Here is a 23,073-nt window from a genome sequence, read left to right as displayed (position 1 = left end):
ATGCATGGCCAACCGCCCGCTTTCACCACACCTGCAGATCTGGAAATGGGGACCGCATATGGCGGTATCCATCCTGCACCGCATCACCGGTGACGGGCTGGCCCTGGTCGGACTCGGCGTGCTGCTGTGGTGGCTCGGTTCGATGGCCGCTGGTGAAGCGGCCTATGCGACCTTCGCGGGCATCATGGGGTCGCCCGTCGGCATGATCGTGCTGGTCGGTCTGACCTGGGCATTCTTCACCCACATGATGAGCGGTCTGCGCCACTTCGTGCTCGACATCGGTGCCGGTTACGAACTCGACACCAACAAGACGTGGTCGATCCTGTCGCCCGTCATCGCAATCATCCTCACCGCCCTTTTCTGGGCCGTGATCCTGCTTAAGTGAGGCCGCGCAATGGGTAACGGAACTTCCATCGGACGCGTGCGCGGGCTGGGCCCGTCGCACGAAGGTGCGCATCACTGGCTGGTGCAGCGCTTCACCGCCATCGGCAACCTCGTGCTCATGCTGTTCCTCGTGGTCAGCCTGGCGATGCTGCCTTCCTACGATTACGCGGCCATGACCGGCTGGGCGTCGCAGACGCTGCCCGCCACCGCACTCGCGCTGCTGATCGTCAGCGTGTTCTGGCACGCGCGCCTGGGCCTCCAGGTCCTGATCGAGGATTACGTTCACGACGCCGGCACCAAGTTCGGCGTGCTCACCCTTCTCAACCTTGCAACAATCGGCGGCGCAGCCTTCGGTCTCGTATCGATCGCGCGCCTTGCCCTCGGAGGAGCCGCCTGATGGCCCGCACCGAAACTTTCGAAATCGGCGGTCGCAGCTACCCGATCATCGACCATACCTATGACACCGTCGTCGTAGGCGCCGGTGGCTCGGGCCTGCGCGCCACCATGGGCAGCGCGGAAAGCGGCCTGCGTACTGCCTGCATCACCAAGGTCTTCCCGACCCGTTCGCACACCGTCGCCGCACAGGGTGGCATCGCCGCCTCGCTCGGCAACAACACGCCCGACCACTGGTCGTGGCACATGTACGATACGGTCAAGGGCTCCGACTGGCTCGGCGACCAGGACGCGATCGAATACATGGTCCGCGAAGCGCCGCAGGCGGTCTACGAGCTGGAGCACGCCGGTGTGCCCTTCAGCCGCAATGACGACGGCACGATCTACCAGCGCCCCTTCGGCGGCCACATGCAGAACATGGGCGAAGGCCCGCCCGTGCAGCGCACCTGTGCCGCGGCCGACCGTACCGGCCACGCCATGCTGCACGCGCTCTACCAGCAGAGCCTGAAGTACGACGCGGACTTCTTCATCGAATATTTCGCGCTCGACCTGATCATGGAAGACGGCCCGAACGGCAAGGTTTGCCGCGGCGTCATCGCGATGTGTCTCGACGACGGGACGATTCACCGCTTCCGCAGCCATGCCGTGGTGCTGGCGACGGGCGGTTATGGCCGCTGCTATTACACCGCGACCTCGGCCCATACCTGCACCGGCGACGGTGGTGGCATGGTCCTGCGCGCAGGCCTGCCGCTGCAGGACATGGAATTCGTCCAGTTCCACCCGACAGGGATCTACGGTGCTGGCGTGCTCATCACCGAAGGTGCGCGCGGCGAGGGCGGTTACCTGACCAACTCCGAAGGCGAGCGGTTCATGGAACGCTATGCCCCTAGCGCCAAGGATCTTGCATCGCGCGATGTCGTGTCGCGTTCGATGGCGCTGGAAATGCGTGAAGGGCGCGGTGTCGGGCCGGATGGCGACCACATCTACCTGCACCTCGATCACATCGATCCCAAGGTGCTGGGCGAGCGCCTGCCGGGCATCACCGAAAGCGGCAAGATCTTTGCCGGTGTCGACCTGACCAAGCAGCCTCTGCCGGTCACGCCGACGGTCCATTACAACATGGGCGGCATACCCTGTAACTATCACGGCGAAGTGATGGCAGGCGATCCGAAGGATCCGGAAAAGATCGTCCCCGGCCTTTTCGCCGTAGGCGAAGCAGCGTGCGTGTCGGTCCATGGTGCAAACCGTCTCGGCTCGAACTCGCTGATCGATCTCGTGGTCTTTGGACGCGCGACCGGCCATCGCCTCAAGGAAATCGTCAAGCCCGGCGTCAGCCATGACGAGCTTCCCAAGGACAGCGCCGACCTCGCGCTGACCCGCCTCGATCACTTCCGTCACGCCGACGGCAGCATCCCGACCGCTGTCCTGCGTTCGGACATGCAGAAGAGCATGCAGAAGCACGCCGCCGTGTTCCGCGACAGCAAGCTGCTGTCCGAAGGTGTCGAGCTGCTCCGCGACGTCAACAAGCGGATGGAGGACGTGAAGGTCCACGACCGCTCGATGATCTGGAACAGCGACCTCATCGAAACGCTCGAACTCGACAACCTCATGGCGCAGGCCAATGTGACTATCGCTTCGGCCGAAAACCGCAAGGAAAGCCGCGGGGCCCACGCGCACGAGGACTTCCCCGAGCGTGACGATGCGAACTGGATGAAGCACACCATCGCCTGGTTCGAAGGATGGGGCGGCAATGGCGGCGGCGTAAAGATCGATTATCGCCCGGTTCACGAATACACGCTGACCGACGACGTCGACTACATCGAGCCGAAAAAGCGGGTCTACTAAACCCGCGGCAAGCCGGTCATGCGGTTTCGTGTCGCCATCATCGGAGGCTACGGCAATTTCGGTGGCTATGTCGCACGCCAGCTGGCTGCGGACAGCGCGATCGAACTCGTCATCTGCGGACGTAACCTGGCAAAGGCGCAGGAGTTCGCAGCGGGCTTGCAGGCTGCAAACCCCGCACAAGGGGCCCGTGTCGATATCGCGGACCCATCCGCGGTCATCCTTGGCGACATTGCGCCGGACCTCGTCATCAACATGGTCGGCCCGTATCACGGCCAGGGGTATGGCGTAGCGAAAGCGGCGATCGCGGTCGGGGCCCATTATTGCGACATCGCGGATGCGCGCGCATTCGTGTGCGGCATCGGAGAACTGGATTCAGCCGCGCAGGAGATGGGCGTCACTGTCCTCTCCGGCGCTAGCTCGGTCCCGGCGCTGACGGCTGCCTATTGCGACGCCGCGCTTGAGGACATGGCGGAAATGCGCCGTGTCGAATACGGGATCAGCGGCGCGGAACAGGCCAATCGCGGCGCAGGGACGGTGGCTGCGGTCCTATCCTATGTCGGAGAGCGGTTCACACGCCTTCGCGATGGCTGGATGCAGGACGAGATCGGGTGGCGCGGCGCTATCCCCGTCGACTATCCCGAACTTGGACGCCGCTGGTTCGCCGCCGGCGATGTTCCGGACCTCGAACTTTTCCCCTCGCGATACCCGGGTTTGCAGGACCATCGCTTCCTTGCCGGGCACGAGATCGCACCCTTGCATTTCGGGCTGTGGGTAATGGGCGCGCTGCGGCGGGTGCGTTTGATTCCGAACCTGTCGCGCTTTGCCGACCTGTTGGTCAGCCTGTCGAAGCCTTTCAATGTCCTCAGCCGGGGCCGGAGCGGATTTCACATGGTCATCGAGGGGGTGGACGGCAGCGGGGCCCCGGTCATCCGGCGGCACTGGATCATCGCCCGCAGCGGCCACGGACCGAACATCCCGGTCATCCCGCCGATCCTGATTGCCCGCAAGCTTGCACGCGGTGAGCGACTGGAACCCGGAGCGCGGCCGTGCCTCGACGTGATCACCCTGGGTGAATACCGCTCGGCTTTCGAGGGCCTCGATATCGAATGCATCGACGAATGACGCGTCCGCTTTACAGCTATCGCAACGATCCGCAGGTCCCCGACTTCGACGACAGCCGTCCGCTATTCGTCTTCGACAATGTTTGCGTCCTGTGTTCGGGCGGAGCGCGGTTCATCATGCAGCATGACCGGAAGGAAAGGATCGCGCTCACCAGCGCGCAAGGCGAACTGGGCAGCGCGCTTTACCGGCATTACGGCCTCAGGATGGATGACAGTTACCTGTTCCTGGCGGATGGGCAGGCATATGAGATGAGCGAAGGATACTTCCAGTTGGCGCGCCGCTTGGGCGGGCTGTGGCGACTTGCCGGCGTTTTTCGCATCGTCCCGCGGCCCCTTCGCGACGCAATGTACCGCCTCGTCGCGCGCAATCGCTATCGCTGGTTCGGAAAGACCGAAGCCTGTGCATTGCTTACGCCCGACCAGAGGGCGAGATTGCTATGAAGCGTTTCATCCCGCCCGCCCTGGTTCTGACACTCTCGGCCTGTGCGGTGATCCCTAAATCACCACCAGAGAGCGTAGGTGCCGAGGCCTTCTATCAAAAACATGTCGACGCGCGGGGTATTCCGATCCTCTCGTCCGCGCGGGTGTCGGACGAGGCACTCCTTGCCGCGCGCGACATGGCGCGCGGGATGCTGGCGCACCGACCTGAATTCGCGAGCTGGCTTGCGGCAAACGACTATCGTGTCGCGATTATCTCTGAAGACGAAGCGTTGCTCGACCTGCCCGACAAGGCGCATTGGACAAAGCCCGCGCGCGACGATCCGCGCCTGACGCGCTGCGAACTGAAGCATTACGACGTGCGCATCGGTGCCAAGTCCGATCGCGAATATTGGGACGAGCGGGCGAGGGGGATCGGCGGCGAGCGCACTGTAGGATCGGAAGAGGATGTCCTCGGCTTGCCCACCTCGCGCTATTACGGCGAAACCATTTTCGTCCACGAAATGGCGCACAATGTCCTGTTCGCTATCGAGGCGGTCGATCCCGCGCTGTTTGCGGAAATAGAGGCTGCCTATGCCCATGCACTGGCCAACGATCTCTGGCTGAACGAGTACGCGACTACGACCATCCAGGAGTATTGGGCCGAAGGCACGCAGATCTGGTTCAACTCCAATCGCCTGGTGGTTGTAGACGGCCAGAGGATCCTCGATCACCCCGATCTTGCAGCATACGATCCGAAGCTGTTCGCCGCATTGGGCGAAGCATACGGTACGCGGCACCAGCTTAAATCCGACCCCTTCCACGCCAGTCCGGCGCGCGTACCGCCGGGACCCATCCCGGAAAACACCGCCGAGGTCTGTTAGTCCTCGCTCGGAGAGGCGAGGCGGCGCGCCTCGATGATCTTTACCGGCTCGGCCAGCATCTGTCCTTTCATCCAGCCCTCGCCCTTATCGGGATCGGTCGGCATGGCATGGATTGCGGCGACCACGTCCATCCCTTCCACGACATATCCGAACACCGCGTAGCCGTTCTGCCAGACGGGGTCTTCGGATTTAGGATCGGCGTCCATGCCGGTCGAGTCCTGAAGGAAGATCGAGAAGTCTCCATTGGCCGTTCCCGGTTCGCCCATCGCCATGGAGAGCGCACCCTTGGTATGGCTGAGGCCGGTTACTGTCGTCGGTTCATGCGGGATGCCGGGCAGGATTCGGTCCGGGTCCCACTGCGTGCCGCCCTGGATCAGCCCGTTGGGCTGGTCGCCCCAGTCGAGCGTCATCGCGCGGTAGAAGACCGTGCCGTCGAAGCGGTCTTCATCGACATAGCGCAGGAAATTGCCCGCCGTGATCGGTGCCCGCTCGGTCTCCAGTTCCACGGTAATGTCGCCTGCCGTCGTTTCGAGAACGACGCGGACGGTTTCGGGCTTGCCAGGTTGGGGAGGGGCGGCTTCCACCTCCTGCGCGCCAAGCGGTGCGGTAATCAGGGCGAGGGCGGGGAGGAAAATCTTCAGCATGCAAGGCAGGCTACATCAGCGTGATACGTCGTCAATCCCGAGCTTTGTTGCCGTTCATCGATAGTCGGGCGTCCCGTGCAGAGCCTATGTTGCATCCTGTCCGGCGATACCTTCTGCCGGATGCGGGTGCGGGAATCGTTTTAAGTTTACAGCCGTAGTCAAACTGTCTACAGCCGTAAACGGAATTAGCGAATCCCGAGGGGAAGAGGTACGTTATGGGCCAGCGCAAGCAATCTCCGGGTGACCGGATCAGCGAAGCCGAACACGCGGTAATGGAGGCCTTGTGGACTGAAAGCCCGCTGTCCGCTGCCGAAGTGTGCGAGCGGGTCTGTGCCGAAAACGACTGGTCCATCCCGACGGTGAAGACGCTTCTTGGCCGCCTCGTGGCAAAGCGCGTCATCGGTACCGAACCGCAGGGGCGCAAATTCCTCTATCACCCGCTCATCGAGCGTTCCGACTATGTCGGCGGCGAATCGCGCAGGCTGGTCGACCGCCTTTTCGGTGGCCGCGCCGCGCCGCTGTTCGCCCATCTGGCCGAAAATGAAGCGCTCACGGATTCCGACCTCGAAGAGATCGAGGCGCTCCTCAAGGAGATGCGGAAATGATCGAGCTTCTGCGCGAATATTGGGAGTGGTTCCTGTTCGACACGCTGGTGTGGACAGGCGCCCTGATCGCGATGGTGATGGTGCTTCGCCGTCCCGTTGCAAAACATTTCGGCTCTAGCGCGGCCTATGCGCTGTGGTTCATTCCGCTGGCGCGCCTCTTCGTGCCGCCGTTCACGCTTCCGGCATGGATGAACCTGACCCCGCGCGAGGAGGTGTCGTTCGAAACCGCGCCCCTCGCCCTGGACGAGGCCGCCGTAGAACCTGCCACGTTTTTCGCTGATATGGCCGCTCGTTCGCCTGCGCCGCAAAGCTTTCCAGACCCGACCGACTTCGTGCTGCCGCTGGTAGCAATCTGGCTGGTCGGTGCTGCAGTCATGCTGACGCGCCGCTTCTATCTCTACTTCGAGCTGCGCCGCGACTTGCTCGACGATGCGCGCCCGGTGGGCGATGTCGGCAGCGTGCGCCTGATCGAAACGCCTGCCATCTCGGGGCCGATGGCTTTCGGTGTGGTCGACCGCGTCATCGCCCTGCCTGCAGGCTTCATGGCCAGCCGCGACCGGATTTCGCGCGACCTCGCGATTGCGCACGAGCTCGCCCACCACCGCGGCGGGGATCTGATCGTCAACATGGCCGTCCAGCCGCTGTTCGCGATCCACTGGTTCAATCCGCTTGGCTGGCTGGGCTGGAGCGCGCTTCGCCGTGACCAGGAAGCCGCCTGCGACGCGCGGGTGGTGGCCGCCCGCCCGCGCGAGGAACGCGCAACCTATGCCGGCATCATTGCCGATTTCGCTCGCCATCCGCAGGGGACGCCGCGACCGGCGCTCGCCGCGCCGATGGCGTGTCCAGTTCTGGGGGACAAGTCGATCATCCATCGTTTGAGGAGTTTGAACATGTCCGATATTTCGCCGCGCCGCCGCATTGCCGGCCGTGCCACTTTGGCCAGCGCATTCCTCGCCGTGCCGCTGACCGCGTCGTTCTGTTTTGCCGAGGTGTCGGCCATGCCGACTTCGGACGAAGTTGCCGTGGTCGGGTCGGCGCCGCTGGCAGATCTCGCCTATCCGGTCCCGCCGGCGCCGCCCGAAGCCCCGCTGCCCGCAGGCTATCCGGAGGCTCCCCTGCCGCCGGTAGCGCCCGAAGCGCCGCTTGCACCGCCTGCGCCCGATTTTGAGCGAGCAATGGCAGATGCCGACCGCGCGAAGGCCGATGCGCGCCGTGCCTTGGCCGAGGCGAAGCGGGTGGAGAAGCGCTGGGCTTCACGTGACTATGACGAGGGCCGCAAGGCCTGGGCGGAATCGCGCATTGCCTATGCCGAAAGCCGCCAGGACTGGGCCGAAGGCCGCATCGCCTATGCCGAGGGCCGCAAGGATTGGGCGGAAGGCCGCGTGGCCTATGCCGAAGCCAAGCGGGAACAGGCCGAAGCCAAGGCCGAAGCGCGCCATGCGAAACTCGAGGCGGAAACCGAAGCGGTCGTCGCGCAAGCGGTGGCGCACGCCATGGCGGCGGTGCCTGAAGTGATCGAGAAATGCGTTTATCCGGACCAGCCGGTCACCACCAAGGTGAAGTCGAATGGCAAGACCGTGATGTATGTGTGCGAGACCGCCGGAGACCGTATTGCACTGAGTGCAATCCGCGGCGCGCGCAAGGCGATCGCAAAGGATCGTTCGCTCAATGCGGAAATCCGCGCGGAAATCCTGCGCGACCTGGACGAGGAAATCGCCGAGCTCGAATCCTCGCTTTCCTGAGTTAGAACACACTCCTGAGAGGCCGGCTTCCGCGAGGAGGCCGGCCTTTTGCATGCCCAGGCGGGTTCACAAGGTATTCAGTTCATCGCTCACAAAGAACGTTTCATCGCAACAATTGGAGATGAAACGATGCGCGACAGATCCCCCACAGTCAAACTGGTCATAGCGGGGCTGATCGGCCTCGTGCTGCTGATCCCGATCATCATGGTCTATGATCTGGTCAACGACCGGCAGAACCAGGCCCGCATCGCGGAGTCGACCATCACGGCAGGTGCAGGGGGATCGCAGGTGGTCTCCACACCGGTGCTCGCCATACCCTATCTCGCGCAAAAGCAGGTCCCGGTCCTTGTCGACGGCAAGTCGGTCATGCAGACGCAGCAGGTTCGCTCGGAAATCGTGCTGGCGCCGGTGCAGCATTCGCTCGAAACGCAGCTCGATACGGAGCGCAAGAAGAAGGCGATCTACGAAACGGTCGTGTTCTCTGCCGACATGGCTGGACAGGCGCGGTTCGAGCTGCCTGACGATCTTTCCAGCTATGATGTGACGCGTGACCAGCTCGTCCTGTCCGAGGCGCAGCTGCGCTTCGGCGTGAGCGATGCGCGCGGTTTGCGCGGCGGCGCCAAAGCCAGCCTCGGTGGAGAAGCGGTCGAGCTGTCACCCGGCCAGCGTGCCCGCGGCGAGGGCAGCGGCTTCCACGGCACCTACGACTGGAGCGAGGGCGACGCGCTCGACCTCGAGTACAGCTATACCCTGCGCGGTAGCCGTTCGCTGTCACTGGCACCGGAGGGCGGTGACACGCGCTGGAACGTGACCTCGTCCTGGCAGCACCCCGGCTTCGAGGGTCGCTATCTGCCGGACACCAGCGACATCTCGGACGAAGGCTTCAGCGCCAGCTGGTCGATCGGGACGCTCGCTATTGGCCAAGGTCCGGCAGACGGACCGGCTGACGAAGCCGAAGCGGAACTGGAACGTCGCCAGACGGCCGAATACGGCATGATGGAGGAAGCCACGGACGTTGCCTGGGCCACCATCGCGCTGGTCGAGCCCGGCGACATCTACGCACAGGTCGATCGCAGCGTGAAGTACGGCTTCCTCTTTATCGGCTTCACCTTCCTCGCCTTCCTGCTGTTCGACGTGATCGGCGGCGCCCGCGTGGCGGCGGCGGAATACCTCCTGACGGGGGCAGGGCTGGTGCTGTTCTTCGTCCTGTTGCTCGCCTTCGCCGAAGTTGCGGGGTTTGCCTTGGCGTATCTTATCGCGAGCGCCGCAATTATCGGCCTGCTTATCGCTTACAGCGCCGCGGTTCTTGGCGGGTGGAAGCGGGCAGGCTTTATCGGCGGTCTGCTGACGGTTCTCTACGCCGGGCTCTACGTGCTGATGAGCCTCGAGGAAGCCTCGCTGATCGTTGGCTCGGTCGCGATGTTCTTCGCGCTGGCTGGGGTTATGTACGCCACCCGCAATCTCGACTGGTCGCAGGCGGGAAGGGAGCCGGAGCAAACCGACGAAGCCTGACCTTCCCGGAATGACACAAAGAAAGGGCGCGGACCGAGAGGACCGCGCCCTTTTTACGGTGAGGCTGGACTATCAACCGATATTGGTGATCGCATCGCACTGGCGGTCATCGCCCTGCAGCCCAAGGCGCAATGCCTGGCTGCGCTGGGCGCTGGTGCCGTGGGTGAAGTTCTCGCTCGACACGCGGCCGCCGGTAAGGCGGTCGTCACCGATGGCGGCTGCGGCCTCCATGCCCTCCTCGATATCGCCCGGCTCGATGAGGTTGCGGTTCTTGCCCGCCCATACACCCGCATAACAATCGGCCTGCAGCTCCATGAGCACCTGCAACTGGTTCGCCTGGCGCCGGTTCTGTGCCTGCGCACTGCGGATCTGCTGGGATACGCCGGTCAGCGTCTGGATATGGTGGCCGTATTCATGGGCAAGCACGTAATAGCGCGCGAAATCGCCGCGATTGCCTGCCATCTGCGCCAGCTGGTCGTAGAAACTCGTGTCGATATAGATCGTCTCATCGGCCGGGCAGTAGAACGGACCGGCAGCCGAAGTCGCGCTGCCGCAACCCTGCGTAGTGACGCGGCCGTTGCGGAACAGGTCGAGCGTGGGCTGGCGGAAGCTGTCGCCATAGCCCTGTTCCTGGAAAGTGCGCGCCCAGGTCTGGTTGAGCGATTGGAGGCCGTTGCACGCCTCTCGCGCATATTCGCTGGAGTTGCAGATCGCCTCTTCGTCGGTGTTGGCGGGGCCTGCCTGCTGCGAGCCTTGCTGAACGCTTTCGACCGTGCTGGCGGTCTGCATCGGATCGAGGCCGAAGACGAAATAGCCGATGGCAGCGATGATGATCGTGCCGCAGCCAATGCCGCCTGCCTTGCCGGCGCCTCCGCTGGAGCGAACCTGGATATTATCGGTATTGAATGGATTTAGCCGCATTCCTGCATCCCCCGCGATTGACCGTTCAGCGCTGCTGCGCAATGGCTTGCATGTTAGTCACAACACTTGAGGCCACAAATGTTTCTCGAAGGAAAGCGCGCACTTGTCACCGGATCGACTTCGGGCATCGGCCTGGCGACCGCACGGGCCCTCGCGGCAGAAGGCGCGCAAGTCGTCCTGAACGGCTTCGGGGACGAGGGCGAGATCGCCAAGCTGTGCGAGAAACTGGGCGCGACACATTCGGGCGCCGACCTGACCGATGTCGCCCAGATCGAGGCGATGATGGCCGACACCGGCGGGGTCGACATCCTCGTCAACAATGCCGGGATGCAGCATGTCGCGCCGGTCGAGGAATTCCCCATCGCCAAGTGGGACACGATCATCGCGCTGAACCTTACGGCCGCCTTCCACACGACGCGGCTCGTTGTGCCGCACATGAAGGAGAAGGGCTGGGGCCGCATCATCAACACCGCCAGCGCGCACTCCAAGGTCGCCTCTCCCTTCAAGAGCGCCTACAATTCGGCCAAGCACGGCCTCGACGGTTTCACCAAGACGATCGCTCTTGAGCTGGCCGAGCATGGCATTACCGCCAATTGCATCAGCCCAGGCTACGTCTGGACCCCGCTGGTCGAAAACCAGATCCCCGACACGATGAAAGCGCGCGGGATGACCCGCGACGAAGTCATTAACGACGTGCTGCTGGTGAAGCAGGCCACCAAGAAGTTCGTCCAGCCGGAAGAGATCGGCGCGCTCGCGGTATTCCTGTGCCGGGACGAGGCGCAAAACGTGAACGGCGCGAACTGGAGCGTCGATGGCGGCTGGACGGCGGAGTGATCTTCGCACCTGGTCGACGCGTTGCCGATAGCTTACTCATTTTAGGGATCGCGAGCGTTCTCGCGATTATTGTTGGCGTAGCGTACCTCAAAACATCGGGACCGAGCAGCGAGATTCGTGGGACGATTATCTCCTTGAACAACTCGCCAGGCTCGGAAGGTCAAAGTGCAGTTGTTCGCGTCAAGCTGGAGGACGGAGAAATTCGGCATCTCAAGGCACCTCGACGATTGCTGATAGGTTGCCGCAGCGGTCAGACGATGCAGCTGATCCGGAGAAAGCATTCACTCGAAGTAAGCCCGGCCGGCTGCTTTCCTTCCAACCGGGCCCCGCCGCACTAGCGCCAGCGGCAAAGCGTCGTTACATGGGCCGCCACATTTACTCCGGCAGGCGATTCTTAACGTGGCATCCATCGACATCCCCCTCGGCCTCACTTTCGACGACGTTCTCCTGCGTCCGGCAGAGAGCGATATCCTGCCTTCGATGGCCAAGACTTTCACGCGACTGACGCGCGACATCCAGCTCAACATCCCGGTCATCTCCAGCGCGATGGACACGGTGACGGAAGCCGACATGGCCATCGCGATGGCGCAGCTTGGCGGCATCGGTGTCCTGCACCGCAATTTCGAGGTGAAGGACCAAGCGGCCGCCGTGCGAGCGGTGAAGCGCTATGAAAGCGGTATGGTGGTCAACCCGATCACCATTAATCCCGAAGCGACGCTGGGCGATGCGCAGCAGATCATGACCGCCAACCGCATCAGCGGCATTCCCGTGACCGATCGCGGCGGCAAGCTGGTGGGCATCCTCACCAATCGCGATGTGCGCTTCGCCGAAAATCCCAACCAGCCGGTCAGCGAGCTGATGACCACCGAAAACCTCGCCACCGTGCCGCTCGGCACCGGGCAGGAAGAAGCACGCCGGATGCTCCATCAGCGCCGGATCGAAAAGCTGCTCGTGGTCGATGATGACGGGCGCTGTGTGGGGCTCATCACGGTGAAGGACATCGAGAAAGCCGTGGCCTATCCACATGCGACGAAAGACCTGAGCGGGCGCCTGCGCGTCGCCGCTGCATCCACTGTTGGTGACAAGGGTTTCGAACGCACCGAAGCGCTGATCGATGCCGAAGTAGACGTGGTGGTGATCGACACCGCCCACGGCCACAACAAGGAAGTTTCCAAAGCCGTCGAACGGGTCAAGAAGCTGTCCAACAGCGTGCAGGTGATCGCGGGCAATGTCGCGACTGCCGAAGCCACGCGTGCCCTGTGCGATGCAGGTGCGGATGCAGTGAAGGTCGGCATCGGTCCGGGCTCTATCTGCACCACGCGTGTTGTCGCGGGTGTCGGCGTGCCGCAGCTGACGGCAATCATGGATTGCGCCGAAGCGGCGGAGAAGGCCGGCGTGCCGGTCATCGGCGATGGTGGTCTTCGCACCAGCGGCGACGCGGCCAAGGCGCTGGCCGCAGGCGCATCGAGCATTATGATCGGTTCGATGCTGGCAGGCACCGAAGAAGCCCCCGGCGAAACCTTCATTTACCAGGGCCGCAGTTACAAGAGCTATCGCGGCATGGGCAGCGTGGGCGCGATGGCGCGCGGCAGTGCCGACCGCTATTTCCAGGCCGACGTCAGCCAGCAGAAGCTGGTGCCCGAAGGTATCGAAGGCCAGGTGCCCTACAAGGGTGCCGCCGCCGCAGTGGTTCACCAGCTCGTCGGCGGGATCAAGGCCGCCATGGGCTACACCGGTAGCGCCACGATCGACGATTTGCGCAAGCGCGCGCAGTTCGTGCGCATTACGAACGCCGGGCTCACCGAAAGCCACGTGCACGACGTGGCGATCACGCGCGAAGCGCCCAACTACCCATCGCGCTAGGGCATGACCCCCGCTGCCAGAGTCCAAACATCGATCGAGTTGCTAGATAGCATTATCGCGTCGGCACGGTCGAAAGGTGCGCCTGCCGACCGCATTCTCGCCGAGTGGTTTCGCAACAACCGGTTCGCCGGGTCCAAGGATCGCCGCGCCATCCGCGAGCTGGTCTATGCGGCCATTCGCGCATGCGGTCCGGTCCCGGAAACAGGCCGCGCCGCGATGCTGCGCCTTGCCGAGACGGACGAGCATATCCGCGCCCTTTTCGACGGTTCGAACTATGGTCCGGCAGAGCTGGCTGGCGATGAACCTGTGGGAGCGGGGGGAATTGCGCCCGAGTGGCTGGAGCGGAAGCTCGCCGCGTCGGATATCTCCGGTCCCGAAGCAGCGTCTCTGCTGGATCGCGCACCGCTGGACATTCGCGTCAACACGCTGAAAGCCGAGCGCTCCACCCTGGCGCTGCCAGTGGAAACCACGCCTACCGCTGCGCCGAATGGCCTCCGCCTCGAGGCTGGCACGCAGGTCGAGCAATGGCCGGAATGGCGTGACGGCAAGGTCGAGATCCAGGACACCGGCTCCCAGATCGCCTGCCTTGCTGCCGTTGCGCAGCCGGGTGAAACCATCATCGACCTGTGCGCGGGCGGGGGTGGCAAGACCTTGTCGCTGGCCGCAGCGATGGACAATCTTGGCCGCCTTGTGGCCAGCGACACCGATCGCAATCGCCTGTCGGCCCTGATGCCGCGTGCGGAGCGTGCCGGGGCGACCAATATCGAGACGGTGCTGCTCAATCCCGGTCAGGAACTTGATGTTCTTGCTAAATTCGAGGGTCAGGCGGATGCGGTCCTGATCGACGCCCCGTGTTCGGGCGTCGGCACCTGGCGCCGGAATCCCGAAGCGCGCTGGAGGCTGGACGAGAAGGAACTGGCGCGTCTCACCGAATTGCAAGCCCGCCTGCTCGACATCGGCGCTCGTCTCGTCAAGCCGGGTGGGCGTCTGATCTACGTCACCTGCTCCCTGCTGGACGAGGAGGGCGCGGACCAATTCGACGCCTTCCTTGCGCGCGATCCGGCATTCGCAGCATCCCTGATGGACCTCCCTGCCGGGCGTGCACGAGGGCGGGGCATCCGCCTCACCCCGCACCACGACGGGACGGACGGTTTTTTCATCGCCCGTGCAGAAAAGTCGTGATAGCCTTGTGACATGGCCGATCCGCGCCCATCTGCGATTACGCCCCTGACGGAGACGATAATGCGTTTTGCTCCCGCTGCTGCTGCCCTTTCGCTAGCCCTCGCGCTTACGGCGAGCGTCAGCTGGGGGAACGAGCGCGATCCGGCGCCGCGGGCAGGTGTCTTGATTGCAGAAGGTCAGTCTGCACTGGATGCTGGCGATACGCAGGGCGCCATCGACGCGTTCGAGGCCGCACTGGCAGTCGATCCCGGGTACACCCCCATTTTCATCCACCTCGCCGAAGCGGCGCGGGCGGATAATCTGCAGGGCAAGGCAATCCGCTACTATCGCGAGGCGCTCGACCGCGACCCGCAAAACCTCGTCGCCATGGCTGGCGAAGGGGCCGCGCTGGCAGAGAAAGGCGCCTTGGAAAAGGCGCGCGAAAAGCTGGCGGCGGTCCAGTCGCTATGCGGCGAAACCTGCCCCGAAACGCAGCAAATCGCGGCCGCCATCGCCGCGGGTCCGCGCACCCCTGTGATGACCGCCGAAGCAACCCTGCCCGAAACGCGGGATGTTCAGGCGAACTGACCGCTCAGACCAGCTCGCGAAACGCCTCGACGACGGCGCGGTAGACGCGCTTCTTGAACGGCACGATCAGCTCGGGAAGCTGCTCGGGCTCGGCCCATTTCCAATCGCAGAATTCCGCCGGGTCATGGGCGTTGAGGTCGATATCCTCGTCGCTGCCGGAGAAACGGGCGAGGAACCACACCTGCTCCTGCCCGCGATATTTCCCTCCCCATAGCTTGCCGATCAGTTCTTCGGGCAGATCGTAGCGCACTGGCTCTGCCATGCGGTCGATGATGGCGACGTGTTCGGGCCTCGCGCCGGTTTCTTCCGCAAGTTCGCGCAGGGCGGCCTGGTCGAGGTCTTCGCCTTCGTCGACACCGCCCTGGGGCATCTGCCACCAGTCGCCTTCCTTGTTGTCGATCCGGCGACCGACGAACACGCGACCGTCGCCATTGACCAGCATCACCCCGACACAGGGCCGGTAACCCAGTTCACTCACCTGTAACGCTCCACCATCAGCTTGATCGCATCGAGGAAGGCATCGAGATCCTTCTGCCCGCTCGGTATCGCTTTTCTCAGCGTCGTAAAGCCGTGAATGATCCCGGGGAATTCGAGATAGATGACTTCGGTGCCCTGCTGGATCAGGTGCGAGGCATATTCGCGGCCTGAATCGCGCAAGGGATCGAGGCCTGCCGTGCACACCACCGTGGGCGGAGTGTTGCTGCAATCGCCGACCATCGGAGTGTTGCGCGGATCCTTGGGATCGCCGCCATATTGCTCGGTAAACCAGGCCATCGCCGCGCCGGTGAGGAGGAAGCCCTCGGCGAAGTCCTTGAGGCTGCGATGCTGCGACACGTCGCTCGCCACCGGATAGATTGGTGCCTGGACGATCACCGGCACGTCGGCAGGTTCGTTGACGAGCTGGTTGGTCGTGACGATGGTGAGATTGCCGCCCGCACTGTCACCCGTGATGACGAGCCCGGTGATCTCGCGGCCCAGCGCCTCGGGCGAGGAGGCCACCCAGCGGGCTGCGGCTTCGCAATCGTCTGGCGCAGCGGGGAAGGGGTGTTCGGGCGCAAGGCGGTATTCGATCGACACGACCGGCAAATCGAGCTGATGGGCGATTTCGGTGCAGAGCGAATCGTAAACCTCGATATCGCCGATGACGAAACCGCCGCCATGGATGAAAATCACGCAAGGACCGGCTTCGCGCGTGTCCTTGGCGTCATAGAAACGCAGCGGGATATCGCCTGCGGGGCCGGGGCAGGTGAGGTCCTTCTTGACCGCCAGGTCGCGGGGCGGGGCTTCTGCCAGCTGGCCCATGGTCTTCATCTGCACACGGCCTTCGACCGCGCCCACTTCCTCGACGCCCTTGCCACCGATCTGCTCCAGCATGTCCAGGAAGCCGCGCACATCGTCGCGCACAAAATGTTCGGTATCGGCCATGGCGTCTCTCTCCTCTTTCGTTGCGAAAAGAGACTTAGCGTGTCGGCTACGCTTTTCCACTGCGCTTTTTACCGCTAGCAGAGAAACTTCATTGCGAGAGGAGGGAGCGGGTCCTAGGTGGCGCTCCCATTGACAATGCGCCGTGAAACTCGGTGCGCGACAAGGAATTGACCGGATGGCAACAGCCGCCCCGAGCGACGCCGACCGGCCGCATAGCGGCCTTCCCGCAAGCCCCGAAGCCGTGGTTGTGCGCTTCGCCGGAGATTCCGGCGACGGCATGCAGCTGACCGGCGGACAGTTCACGCTCTCCACTGCGCTGGCGGGTAACGACCTCGCGACCTTCCCCGATTTCCCGGCGGAAATCCGCGCGCCGCAGGGCACGCTGTTCGGTGTTTCCGCTTTCCAGATCAATTTCGGCAGCCGCGAGATCAACACGGCAGGCGATGCGCCCGATGTGCTGGTCGCAATGAACCCGGCCGCGCTGAAGGTGAACCTTGCCGCCCTGAAGCCCGGCGGCCTGATCATTGCCGACACCGGCGCCTTCACCAAGCGCAACCTGGACAAGGCGCATTACGACGCCAATCCGCTCGAGGACGGCAGCCTCGCCAAGTTCGACGTGCTGGCTTTCGACATTTCCGAGAAGACGATCGAGGCGGTGAAGCCCTTCGGCCTCGGCAACAAGGATGCGTTGCGGTCCAAAAACATGTGGACGCTGGGCCTTGCCCTGTGGATGTTCGATCGCCCGCGCGAGCCGATCCATGACTGGCTGAAGGCCAAGTTCAAGTCCAAGCCGGATATTGCCGATGCGAATATCGCCGCGCTCGATGCAGGCCATGCCTATGGCGAGACGGCGGAGCTCGCCGGGCCGCTCAAGCAGGTCCATATCGATCCGACGCCCAGCGCACCTGGCCTCTATCGCACGGTTACCGGAGCGGAAGCCGTCAGCCTTGGCCTTGTCGCGGGTGCGCAGCTGGCCGAACTGCCGATGTTCTTCGGCGGCTATCCGATCACGCCTGCTTCGGCGATCCTCCACCACCTCGCGCGGCTGAAGGAATTCGGCGTCACGACCTTCCAGGCGGAAGACGAGATCGCCGCGATCTGCGCGGCCATCGGCGCGAGCTATGCCGGCCAGCTTGGCGTGACCTCGTCCTCCGGCCCCGGCATTGCGCTGAAGACCGAAGCCATCGGGCTTGGCATCATGACCGAACTGCCGCTGGTGATCGTCAATTCGCAGCGCGGCGGCCCCTCGACCGGCCTGCCGACCAAGACCGAACAGAGCGACCTTTACCAGGCGGTCTATGGCCGCAACGGCGATGCGCCCATGCCGGTGATTGCGGCCCGCAGCCCGTCCGATGCTTTCGAAGTCGCTATCGAGGCCTGCCGTATCGCAACCCAGTACATGACGCCCGTCATGCTGCTGACCGACGGCTATATCGCCAATGCGGCCGAGCCGTGGAAGGTGCCTAACCCGGCCGATTTCGAGCCGTTCCCGGCCCAATTCCTGACCGAACCGCGCGGCGAGGAATTGCTTCCCTACAAGCGCGACGAAAAGGGCGCGCGTCCGTGGATCAAGCCCGGTACGCCCGGCATGATGCATCGCATCGGTGGGATCGAGAAGCACGAGCTTACCGGCAACATCGATTATTCGCCCGACAACCACCAACGCATGACCGACCTGCGCAAGGCCAAGGTCGACAATATCGCCGTGCCCGACCAGGATGTCTGCCTCGGCGAGACGTCCGGCAAGCTGGCCGTGGTGGGCTGGGGCTCGACCTATGGCCCGATCCATCGCGCTGTCGACAATTGCCGCGCCAAGGGCATGGACGTGAGCCACATCCATGTCCGCCACATCTGGCCCATGCCGAGTAACCTCGGCGACCTGCTGCGCGGGTTCGACCACGTCCTCGTGCCGGAAATGAACACCGGCCAGTTCAAGACGGTGCTGCGCGACCAGTTCCTCGTCGATGCCCGGCCGCTCACCAAGACCAGCGGACAGCCGTTCCAGATCGCCGAGCTCGAGCGCGAAATCGGCAAGTTCTTCGACGGCGTCCCCGGCAACGAAGGCGGGCAGGTCCCCGCCAACGACCAGCAGCTTCCGAGCACGGAAGTTTAGCCGTGAGTCTCCTCAAACTCTTTCTTTCCATTTCCGGATTGATTGCCGCTCTGATTGGAGGCGGCTTCGTCGCCGAATACCTCGCGACACCCAGAGAGTCGGTTTGGATTGCGGCGGCGGTTGGCCTTTTTGTCGGACTGATCGCCAGCTTCGCAAGCCATCCGATCATGCGAGAAGCAGTTCGGGGCCGTTATCTCCCCGAAAATGACCGCAAAGAGAAAGGTATTTGGGGCGAACTCACTGGCGCTGCCCTAGCCGTGGCCATCGCCTATTTTTTGATCGTTTGGTCTCAGGAACGGTCAGTTGGAAACGCCGATTACTTCTCTCCATTCATGGGGGGCTTTCTCTTGGCACAAGCAGTAGAAAACCTGTCTGCCTATCTTAGACGGAAAACGAGCCTGATATGAACGCACCCGCTAAAATCGAAACCACGCTCAAGGACTGGGAAACCGACCAGGAAGTTCGCTGGTGTCCGGGGTGCGGTGACTACGCGATCCTGAAAGCCGTGCAGCGCACGCTGCCGCAGCTGGGGGCAGACCCGGCGAACACGGTGTTCATTTCGGGCATCGGCTGTTCGAGCCGCTTTCCCTATTACATCGAGAGTTACGGCTTCCACACCATCCATGGCCGTGCGCCTGCTTTTGCCACGGGTGCAAAGCTTGCCAATCCGGACCTCGACGTGTGGCTGGTGACGGGTGACGGCGATGGCCTGTCCATCGGCGGCAACCACTTGATGCATGTCCTGCGTCGCAACGTGAACATGCAGATCATGCTGTTCAACAACGAGATCTACGGGCTCACCAAGGGTCAGGCCTCGCCTACCAGTCGCGAAGGCACCAAGTCGCCTTCCACGCCGATCGGCAGCTACGACCATCCGGCACGCCCGGCGGCATTCGCCCTCGGCAGCGGCGCGCGCTTCATCGGGCGCGGGTTCGACGTGTCGAAGCACCTGCCCGACGTGCTCAAGGCCGCCCATGCCCACAAGGGCGCGGCTTTCATCGAGATTTTCCAGAACTGCATCGTCTACAACAAGGACGTCTTCAACGACTTCGCTGCGCCCAAAGGTGCGGAAGATCGCCAGCTCTGGCTGGAGAATGGCAAGCCGATGCTGTTCGCTGGCGACACCAAGGGCATCGCGCTCAATCGCGAGACCTTGAGCCTGGAGGTCGTCGATGTGACGGATGGCGATTGGCAATCGGCGGGCGTGATCGTCCACGACGTCACCAACCGCTCGGTCGCGCACATGCTGATCGAAATGCCCTTCGGCCCGTTCCCGATGGCGCTCGGCGTGCTTTACGACGATCCGCGCCCGACGTTCGAGGACGCGGTGATCGAAGAGCGCAAGCGGGCGAGCGAGGGCAAGGAAGCCAATCTCGCCAAGCTGCTCGGCAAGGGTCAGACCTGGACCGTCAGCGGTACGGCGCAGGACCCGATCTAAAGCTAATCCTCGGATTCGGTCGTATCGTCGACCGGCTGTTCGATCTGGTGGCGTTTCTGGAGGGTGATGGCGATCATCCCCATCAGCAGCGCCCAGGCGAGGCCGACCAGCCAGCCAGCCGCGACATCGGTCGGCCAGTGAACGCCAAGATAAGCCCGTGAGAACCCGATGGTCAGCGTTGCCAGTGCAGCGAGCCCGACGATGAAACTGCGCGTGCGCGGGTCTTCGTAACTGCGCGCGATCAGCACTGCGATCGTGAGGTAGATGATGGCGCTGTTCATCGCATGCCCGCTGGGAAAACTGCCGGAACTGACCTCGGCAAGGCGCGGCACGACATCCGGGCGCGCACGAGAGAAAAGCGATTTGAGGATGCCACTGAGGATAGCCCCGCCGCCGACCGCTGCCGCCACCAGCATGGTCTGTCGATAGCGCTTGCGCAAAAGGAGGAATCCGAGCGCCATCAGCGTGACGAGCGTCAGGATCGTCTCGCTTCCCATGGCGGTGATGTCCAGCATGGCGGTCTGGATGAAATGCGGCCCGATCGGAGTTGCGAGGTCATCCGAATGACGGAGAGCGAGAAGAAAATTCCTGTCGAAGGCACCGAAGTCACCCTCCAGCATTTCTCCCGCCAGCGCTCCGAAGGTGACCGCGAGGCCAATCGCGGCAACAAAGCCGAGGAGCAGCCGGTATTCGTCCTGGATTTTCTGCCAAAGGCCTTGCGCGAGGCGCAGCAATTGCGGAGTGGTCATAACGGTCCAACTCACGAAGTAAGCTATCGGGTATCGGCGGGAGGAAATGCTTGGACAATCTGACTCACAGCCTGGTCGGTGCCTTGATCGGACAGGCGGGGCTTAAAAAGAAGACTGGGCTCGCCATGCCCGCGCTGATCTTCGGCGCGAACCTGCCCGATGTGGATGCGGCGTGCTTCTTCTGGCTGGAGGGCGTGGAGCATCTCGGATTCCGGCGCGGGATTACCCATGGTCCGCCTGCGCTAATACTGCTTCCCCTGATCCTCGCGGGGCTGCTCTACGGCTTCGACCGCTGGCAGGCGAGCCGCGGGAAACGGCCAGACGACCGCTTACCAGTCAGCTTCAAATGGCTGTTCTTGTTGAGCTTTATCGGCTGCCTGACCCACCCGGCGCTCGACTGGCTGAACGTCTACGGCATCCGCCTGCTCGAGCCGTTCTCGAGCCGATGGTTCTACGGCGACACACTGTTCATCATCGACATATGGCTGTGGCTCGGGATGGGCTTCGCGACATGGTTTTCCCTGCGGCGCGAGAAGCGGGAAGGGGAATGGAAGCAGCCCGCGCGCATCGCGCTTTCGCTCGCCAGCATTTACATCGCATTGCAAGGCTTCATCACGGGCAATGCGGAGCGCGGGGTCACCGGCAGTCCGACCGGCACCGAGATCGTGATCGCCAGCCCGCCGCCGCTGTGGTCGTGGGAACGCGACATGATTACCGGCGGGAACGGCCTCTATACACTTGGCGAGGATACCACCTTTCCCGGCGTGCCGCTCGACCGCTGCGATCTCGAGCGTGCTCGCGCTGCGGATAGCCAGATAGATGCCTTCCTGTTCTGGGCGCGAACGCCCTATATCGTGCCCGAAGAAGACGGCACGCTTTGGCTGAGGGATGCGCGCTTTTCCGATCCCCGCGCCACAGGCCGGTTCGAGGTCAGGCTGCCGTCCGACATTTGCGACGGCGTCAAAACGGAACCGTCGGAAGGGAACGGCGGTTAGGTCCGCATGAGCTCTCCCCAAATCGTCTGGCTGCGGCGCGACCTGCGCATGGCCGACCAGCCCGCCCTCCATGCAGCCGCCCAGGCCGGTCCAGTCATACCGGTATTCGTCCTCGACCAGGACCGGGCTGGCGACCATGCCTATGGCGGCGCCTCGCTGGTATGGCTGAATTATTCGCTCGAAAGCCTCGGTAGGAGCTTCGGCAGCCGCCGCTCGAAAATCGTCCTGCGCAAAGGTGATGCGCCGCAAATCCTCGCCTCGATTGCCGATGAAGTCGGGGCAAGCTGCATTCACGCCATGCGCCACTACGAGCCGTGGTGGAAAGAGGCAGAGGACGAGCTTCGAGATGCGCTTGGCGAAGATCGCAAGCTGTGCCTCTACGACGGCAATTACCTGTTGCCGCCCGGCTCGGTGACGACAGGCTCGGGGGATCCGTACAAGATCTACACGCCTTTCTCCAAGGCCATGCTCGAAGTGATGCCCCCCCGCGATGTGCTTGGTGAGCCGGAGACTATCTCGTCACCTGATAGCTGGCCGGAGAGCGATGAAATTTCCGATTGGGACCTGCTTCCGACAAAGCCCGACTGGGCGGGTGGCATCCGCGATTTCTGGGAGTTCGGCGAAGCCGCCGCACACGAACGGCTCGACTGGTGGACGGACGAGGTCGCAGACTATGACGAGGGGCGAAACCTGCCGTCGAAGGACATCACGTCGCGCCTTTCGCCGCATCTTCACTGGGGCGAGATCAGTCCCGCACAGGTCTGGCACAAGCTCAAGGACAAGCGCAGCGACGGTTGGAAAACCTACGCGAAGGAGATCATCTGGCGCGACTACGCTCAGAACGTGATCGACCAGTTCCCGGACTATCCGCGCGAGAGCTATCGCGATTACGACGAGCGGACCTTGTGGCGAAATCCGAATGCCGGGCACCTCATCGAAGAGGACCTTAAGTGCTGGCAGCGCGGCATGACCGGCTATCCCATCGTAGATGCGGGGATGCGCCAGCTGTGGCAGACGGGCTGGATGCACAACCGCGTACGGATGATCTGCGCCAGCTTTCTCGTCAAACACCTGCTGATCGACTGGCGCTTCGGCGAGCAGTGGTACTGGGACTGCCTGGTGGATGCCGATTACGGCAATAACGGCGTCAACTGGCAATGGATCAGCGGCACCGGCGTCGACAGCAATATGTTCAGCCGCATCATGGCCCCGCTTACGCAGAGCCAGAAGTTCGATGCCGCGGACTATATCAGGCAATATGTTCCCGAACTCGAAGGCCTGTCCGACGACAATATCCACGATCCGCCCGACGACAAGCGCGGCGATTATCCGGTCAAGATGATCGGCCACAAGGAAGCGCGCGAACGGGCGCTTGAAGCCTACCGGGCAAGCAAGTCGTAGCGGACTTGTCGCCCGCTTCGCTGCACGGCATAGCGGCG

Annotated in this window: 23 protein-coding genes; 18 read left to right on the top strand and 5 right to left on the bottom strand. The window is 63.3% G+C overall.

All coding sequences use genetic code 11. The features are described 5' to 3' along the window. Positions 1–4 precede the first annotated feature (4 nt). The 6 genes from sdhC to K3179_RS12755 are packed head-to-tail and all read left to right on the top strand — an operon-like array spanning position 5 to position 5,044. Positions 5–385 (top strand): succinate dehydrogenase, cytochrome b556 subunit, encoded by a 381-nt coding sequence (gene sdhC / locus K3179_RS12780; RefSeq protein ID WP_221566028.1) that lies wholly within the window; start codon positions 5–7, stop codon positions 383–385. 9 nt (positions 386–394) lie between these two features. Then, entirely contained in the window at positions 395–781 is a 387-nt protein-coding gene (gene sdhD / locus K3179_RS12775) for a succinate dehydrogenase, hydrophobic membrane anchor protein (RefSeq protein ID WP_100261144.1), read from the top strand. After that, positions 781–2,622, top strand: a complete 1,842-nt coding sequence (gene sdhA, locus K3179_RS12770; RefSeq protein WP_221566025.1) for a succinate dehydrogenase flavoprotein subunit — start codon at positions 781–783, stop codon at positions 2,620–2,622. Before sdhD ends, sdhA begins: the two co-directional genes overlap by 1 nt. Before the next feature lie 18 nt (positions 2,623–2,640). Then, a complete protein-coding gene (locus K3179_RS12765) occupies positions 2,641–3,744 on the top strand; it encodes a saccharopine dehydrogenase family protein (protein WP_221566021.1) in 1,104 nt (367 codons plus the stop codon). Further along, positions 3,741–4,184, top strand: coding sequence for a thiol-disulfide oxidoreductase DCC family protein (locus K3179_RS12760; RefSeq protein ID WP_221566019.1), 444 nt, complete (start codon positions 3,741–3,743; stop codon positions 4,182–4,184). Before K3179_RS12765 ends, K3179_RS12760 begins: the two co-directional genes overlap by 4 nt. Beyond that, the gene (locus K3179_RS12755; protein WP_221566016.1) at positions 4,181–5,044 is read left to right on the top strand and encodes a glycoside hydrolase; all 864 of its coding nucleotides are present in this window, start codon (positions 4,181–4,183) and stop codon (positions 5,042–5,044) included. Before K3179_RS12760 ends, K3179_RS12755 begins: the two co-directional genes overlap by 4 nt. Here the strand turns inward: K3179_RS12755 and K3179_RS12750 are convergent. Further along, complete coding sequence (locus K3179_RS12750; protein ID WP_221566014.1) at positions 5,041–5,688, bottom strand: peptidylprolyl isomerase; 648 nt, start codon at positions 5,686–5,688, stop codon at positions 5,041–5,043. The two genes, K3179_RS12755 and K3179_RS12750, sit on opposite strands and share 4 nt — an antisense overlap. A 215-nt stretch (positions 5,689–5,903) precedes the next feature. Between K3179_RS12750 and K3179_RS12745 the strand changes: the two genes are divergently transcribed. The 3 genes from K3179_RS12745 to creD all read left to right on the top strand — a co-directional run bounded on the left by K3179_RS12745 (position 5,904) and on the right by creD (position 9,547). Continuing rightward, positions 5,904–6,293, top strand: coding sequence for a BlaI/MecI/CopY family transcriptional regulator (locus K3179_RS12745; protein WP_160594806.1), 390 nt, complete (start codon positions 5,904–5,906; stop codon positions 6,291–6,293). After that, positions 6,290–8,035, top strand: a complete 1,746-nt coding sequence (locus K3179_RS12740; RefSeq protein WP_221566011.1) for a M56 family metallopeptidase — start codon at positions 6,290–6,292, stop codon at positions 8,033–8,035. Before K3179_RS12745 ends, K3179_RS12740 begins: the two co-directional genes overlap by 4 nt. Before the next feature lie 129 nt (positions 8,036–8,164). Beyond that, complete coding sequence (gene creD, locus K3179_RS12735) at positions 8,165–9,547, top strand: cell envelope integrity protein CreD (RefSeq protein ID WP_221566008.1); 1,383 nt, start codon at positions 8,165–8,167, stop codon at positions 9,545–9,547. Positions 9,548–9,619: 72 nt separating this feature from the next. Here creD and ypfJ read toward each other — a convergent pair whose 3' ends face one another. Continuing rightward, positions 9,620–10,468, bottom strand: a complete 849-nt coding sequence (ypfJ, locus tag K3179_RS12730; protein WP_221566005.1) for a KPN_02809 family neutral zinc metallopeptidase — start codon at positions 10,466–10,468, stop codon at positions 9,620–9,622. A gap of 78 nt (positions 10,469–10,546) precedes the next feature. Here ypfJ and K3179_RS12725 point away from each other — a divergent pair, with 78 nt between their 5' ends. The 4 genes from K3179_RS12725 (at position 10,547) to K3179_RS12710 (ending at position 14,914) form a co-directional block, all read left to right on the top strand. Beyond that, the gene (locus K3179_RS12725) at positions 10,547–11,302 is read left to right on the top strand and encodes a 3-hydroxybutyrate dehydrogenase (protein WP_221566002.1); all 756 of its coding nucleotides are present in this window, start codon (positions 10,547–10,549) and stop codon (positions 11,300–11,302) included. Between the two features lie 408 nt (positions 11,303–11,710). Next, on the top strand, positions 11,711–13,165 hold the full coding sequence (guaB, locus tag K3179_RS12720) for an IMP dehydrogenase (protein ID WP_221566288.1): 1,455 nt from the start codon (positions 11,711–11,713) through the stop codon (positions 13,163–13,165). A 3-nt stretch (positions 13,166–13,168) separates the two neighbouring features. Next, positions 13,169–14,347: an RsmB/NOP family class I SAM-dependent RNA methyltransferase gene (locus K3179_RS12715; RefSeq protein WP_221566000.1), complete on the top strand. Its 1,179-nt coding sequence runs from the start codon at positions 13,169–13,171 to the stop codon at positions 14,345–14,347. 60 nt (positions 14,348–14,407) lie between these two features. Beyond that, positions 14,408–14,914 carry a tetratricopeptide repeat protein gene (locus K3179_RS12710; protein ID WP_221565997.1) on the top strand — a complete coding sequence of 169 codons (507 nt, stop codon included), beginning with the start codon at positions 14,408–14,410 and terminating at the stop codon, positions 14,912–14,914. A 4-nt stretch (positions 14,915–14,918) separates the two neighbouring features. Here K3179_RS12710 and K3179_RS12705 read toward each other — a convergent pair whose 3' ends face one another. Both K3179_RS12705 and K3179_RS12700 read right to left on the bottom strand, forming a co-directional pair. After that, positions 14,919–15,356: an RNA pyrophosphohydrolase gene (locus K3179_RS12705; RefSeq protein ID WP_247713068.1), complete on the bottom strand. Its 438-nt coding sequence runs from the start codon at positions 15,354–15,356 to the stop codon at positions 14,919–14,921. Positions 15,357–15,388: 32 nt separating this feature from the next. Then, positions 15,389–16,339 carry an alpha/beta hydrolase gene (locus tag K3179_RS12700; RefSeq protein ID WP_221565991.1) on the bottom strand — a complete coding sequence of 317 codons (951 nt, stop codon included), beginning with the start codon at positions 16,337–16,339 and terminating at the stop codon, positions 15,389–15,391. 175 nt (positions 16,340–16,514) lie between these two features. On the opposite strand from K3179_RS12700, the gene K3179_RS12695 reads away from it, so the two are divergent. From K3179_RS12695 to K3179_RS12685, 3 genes are read left to right on the top strand one after another with little or no spacing between them, the layout of a single operon-like run. Then, positions 16,515–18,452 carry a 2-oxoacid:acceptor oxidoreductase subunit alpha gene (locus K3179_RS12695; protein ID WP_221565988.1) on the top strand — a complete coding sequence of 646 codons (1,938 nt, stop codon included), beginning with the start codon at positions 16,515–16,517 and terminating at the stop codon, positions 18,450–18,452. 2 nt (positions 18,453–18,454) lie between these two features. Beyond that, positions 18,455–18,859: a hypothetical protein gene (locus K3179_RS12690; RefSeq protein ID WP_221565985.1), complete on the top strand. Its 405-nt coding sequence runs from the start codon at positions 18,455–18,457 to the stop codon at positions 18,857–18,859. Continuing rightward, positions 18,856–19,890 carry a 2-oxoacid:ferredoxin oxidoreductase subunit beta gene (locus K3179_RS12685; RefSeq protein ID WP_221565983.1) on the top strand — a complete coding sequence of 345 codons (1,035 nt, stop codon included), beginning with the start codon at positions 18,856–18,858 and terminating at the stop codon, positions 19,888–19,890. The genes K3179_RS12690 and K3179_RS12685 overlap by 4 nt, the downstream gene beginning before the upstream one ends. A gap of 2 nt (positions 19,891–19,892) precedes the next feature. Here K3179_RS12685 and K3179_RS13610 read toward each other — a convergent pair whose 3' ends face one another. Then, a complete protein-coding gene (locus K3179_RS13610) occupies positions 19,893–20,654 on the bottom strand; it encodes a phosphatase PAP2 family protein (protein WP_221565980.1) in 762 nt (253 codons plus the stop codon). A gap of 35 nt (positions 20,655–20,689) precedes the next feature. On the opposite strand from K3179_RS13610, the gene K3179_RS12675 reads away from it, so the two are divergent. Then, positions 20,690–21,634 carry a metal-dependent hydrolase gene (locus tag K3179_RS12675; protein WP_221565977.1) on the top strand — a complete coding sequence of 315 codons (945 nt, stop codon included), beginning with the start codon at positions 20,690–20,692 and terminating at the stop codon, positions 21,632–21,634. Positions 21,635–21,640: 6 nt separating this feature from the next. Next, positions 21,641–23,035 (top strand): cryptochrome/photolyase family protein, encoded by a 1,395-nt coding sequence (locus tag K3179_RS12670; RefSeq protein ID WP_221565974.1) that lies wholly within the window; start codon positions 21,641–21,643, stop codon positions 23,033–23,035. Positions 23,036–23,073 lie beyond the last annotated feature (38 nt).

The organism is Qipengyuania intermedia (genome assembly GCF_019711615.1).
Lineage (GTDB): Bacteria > Pseudomonadota > Alphaproteobacteria > Sphingomonadales > Sphingomonadaceae > Qipengyuania > Qipengyuania intermedia.
Note: the sequence above shows the minus strand (reverse complement) of the source record. Positions and strands in the feature narration are given on the sequence as shown.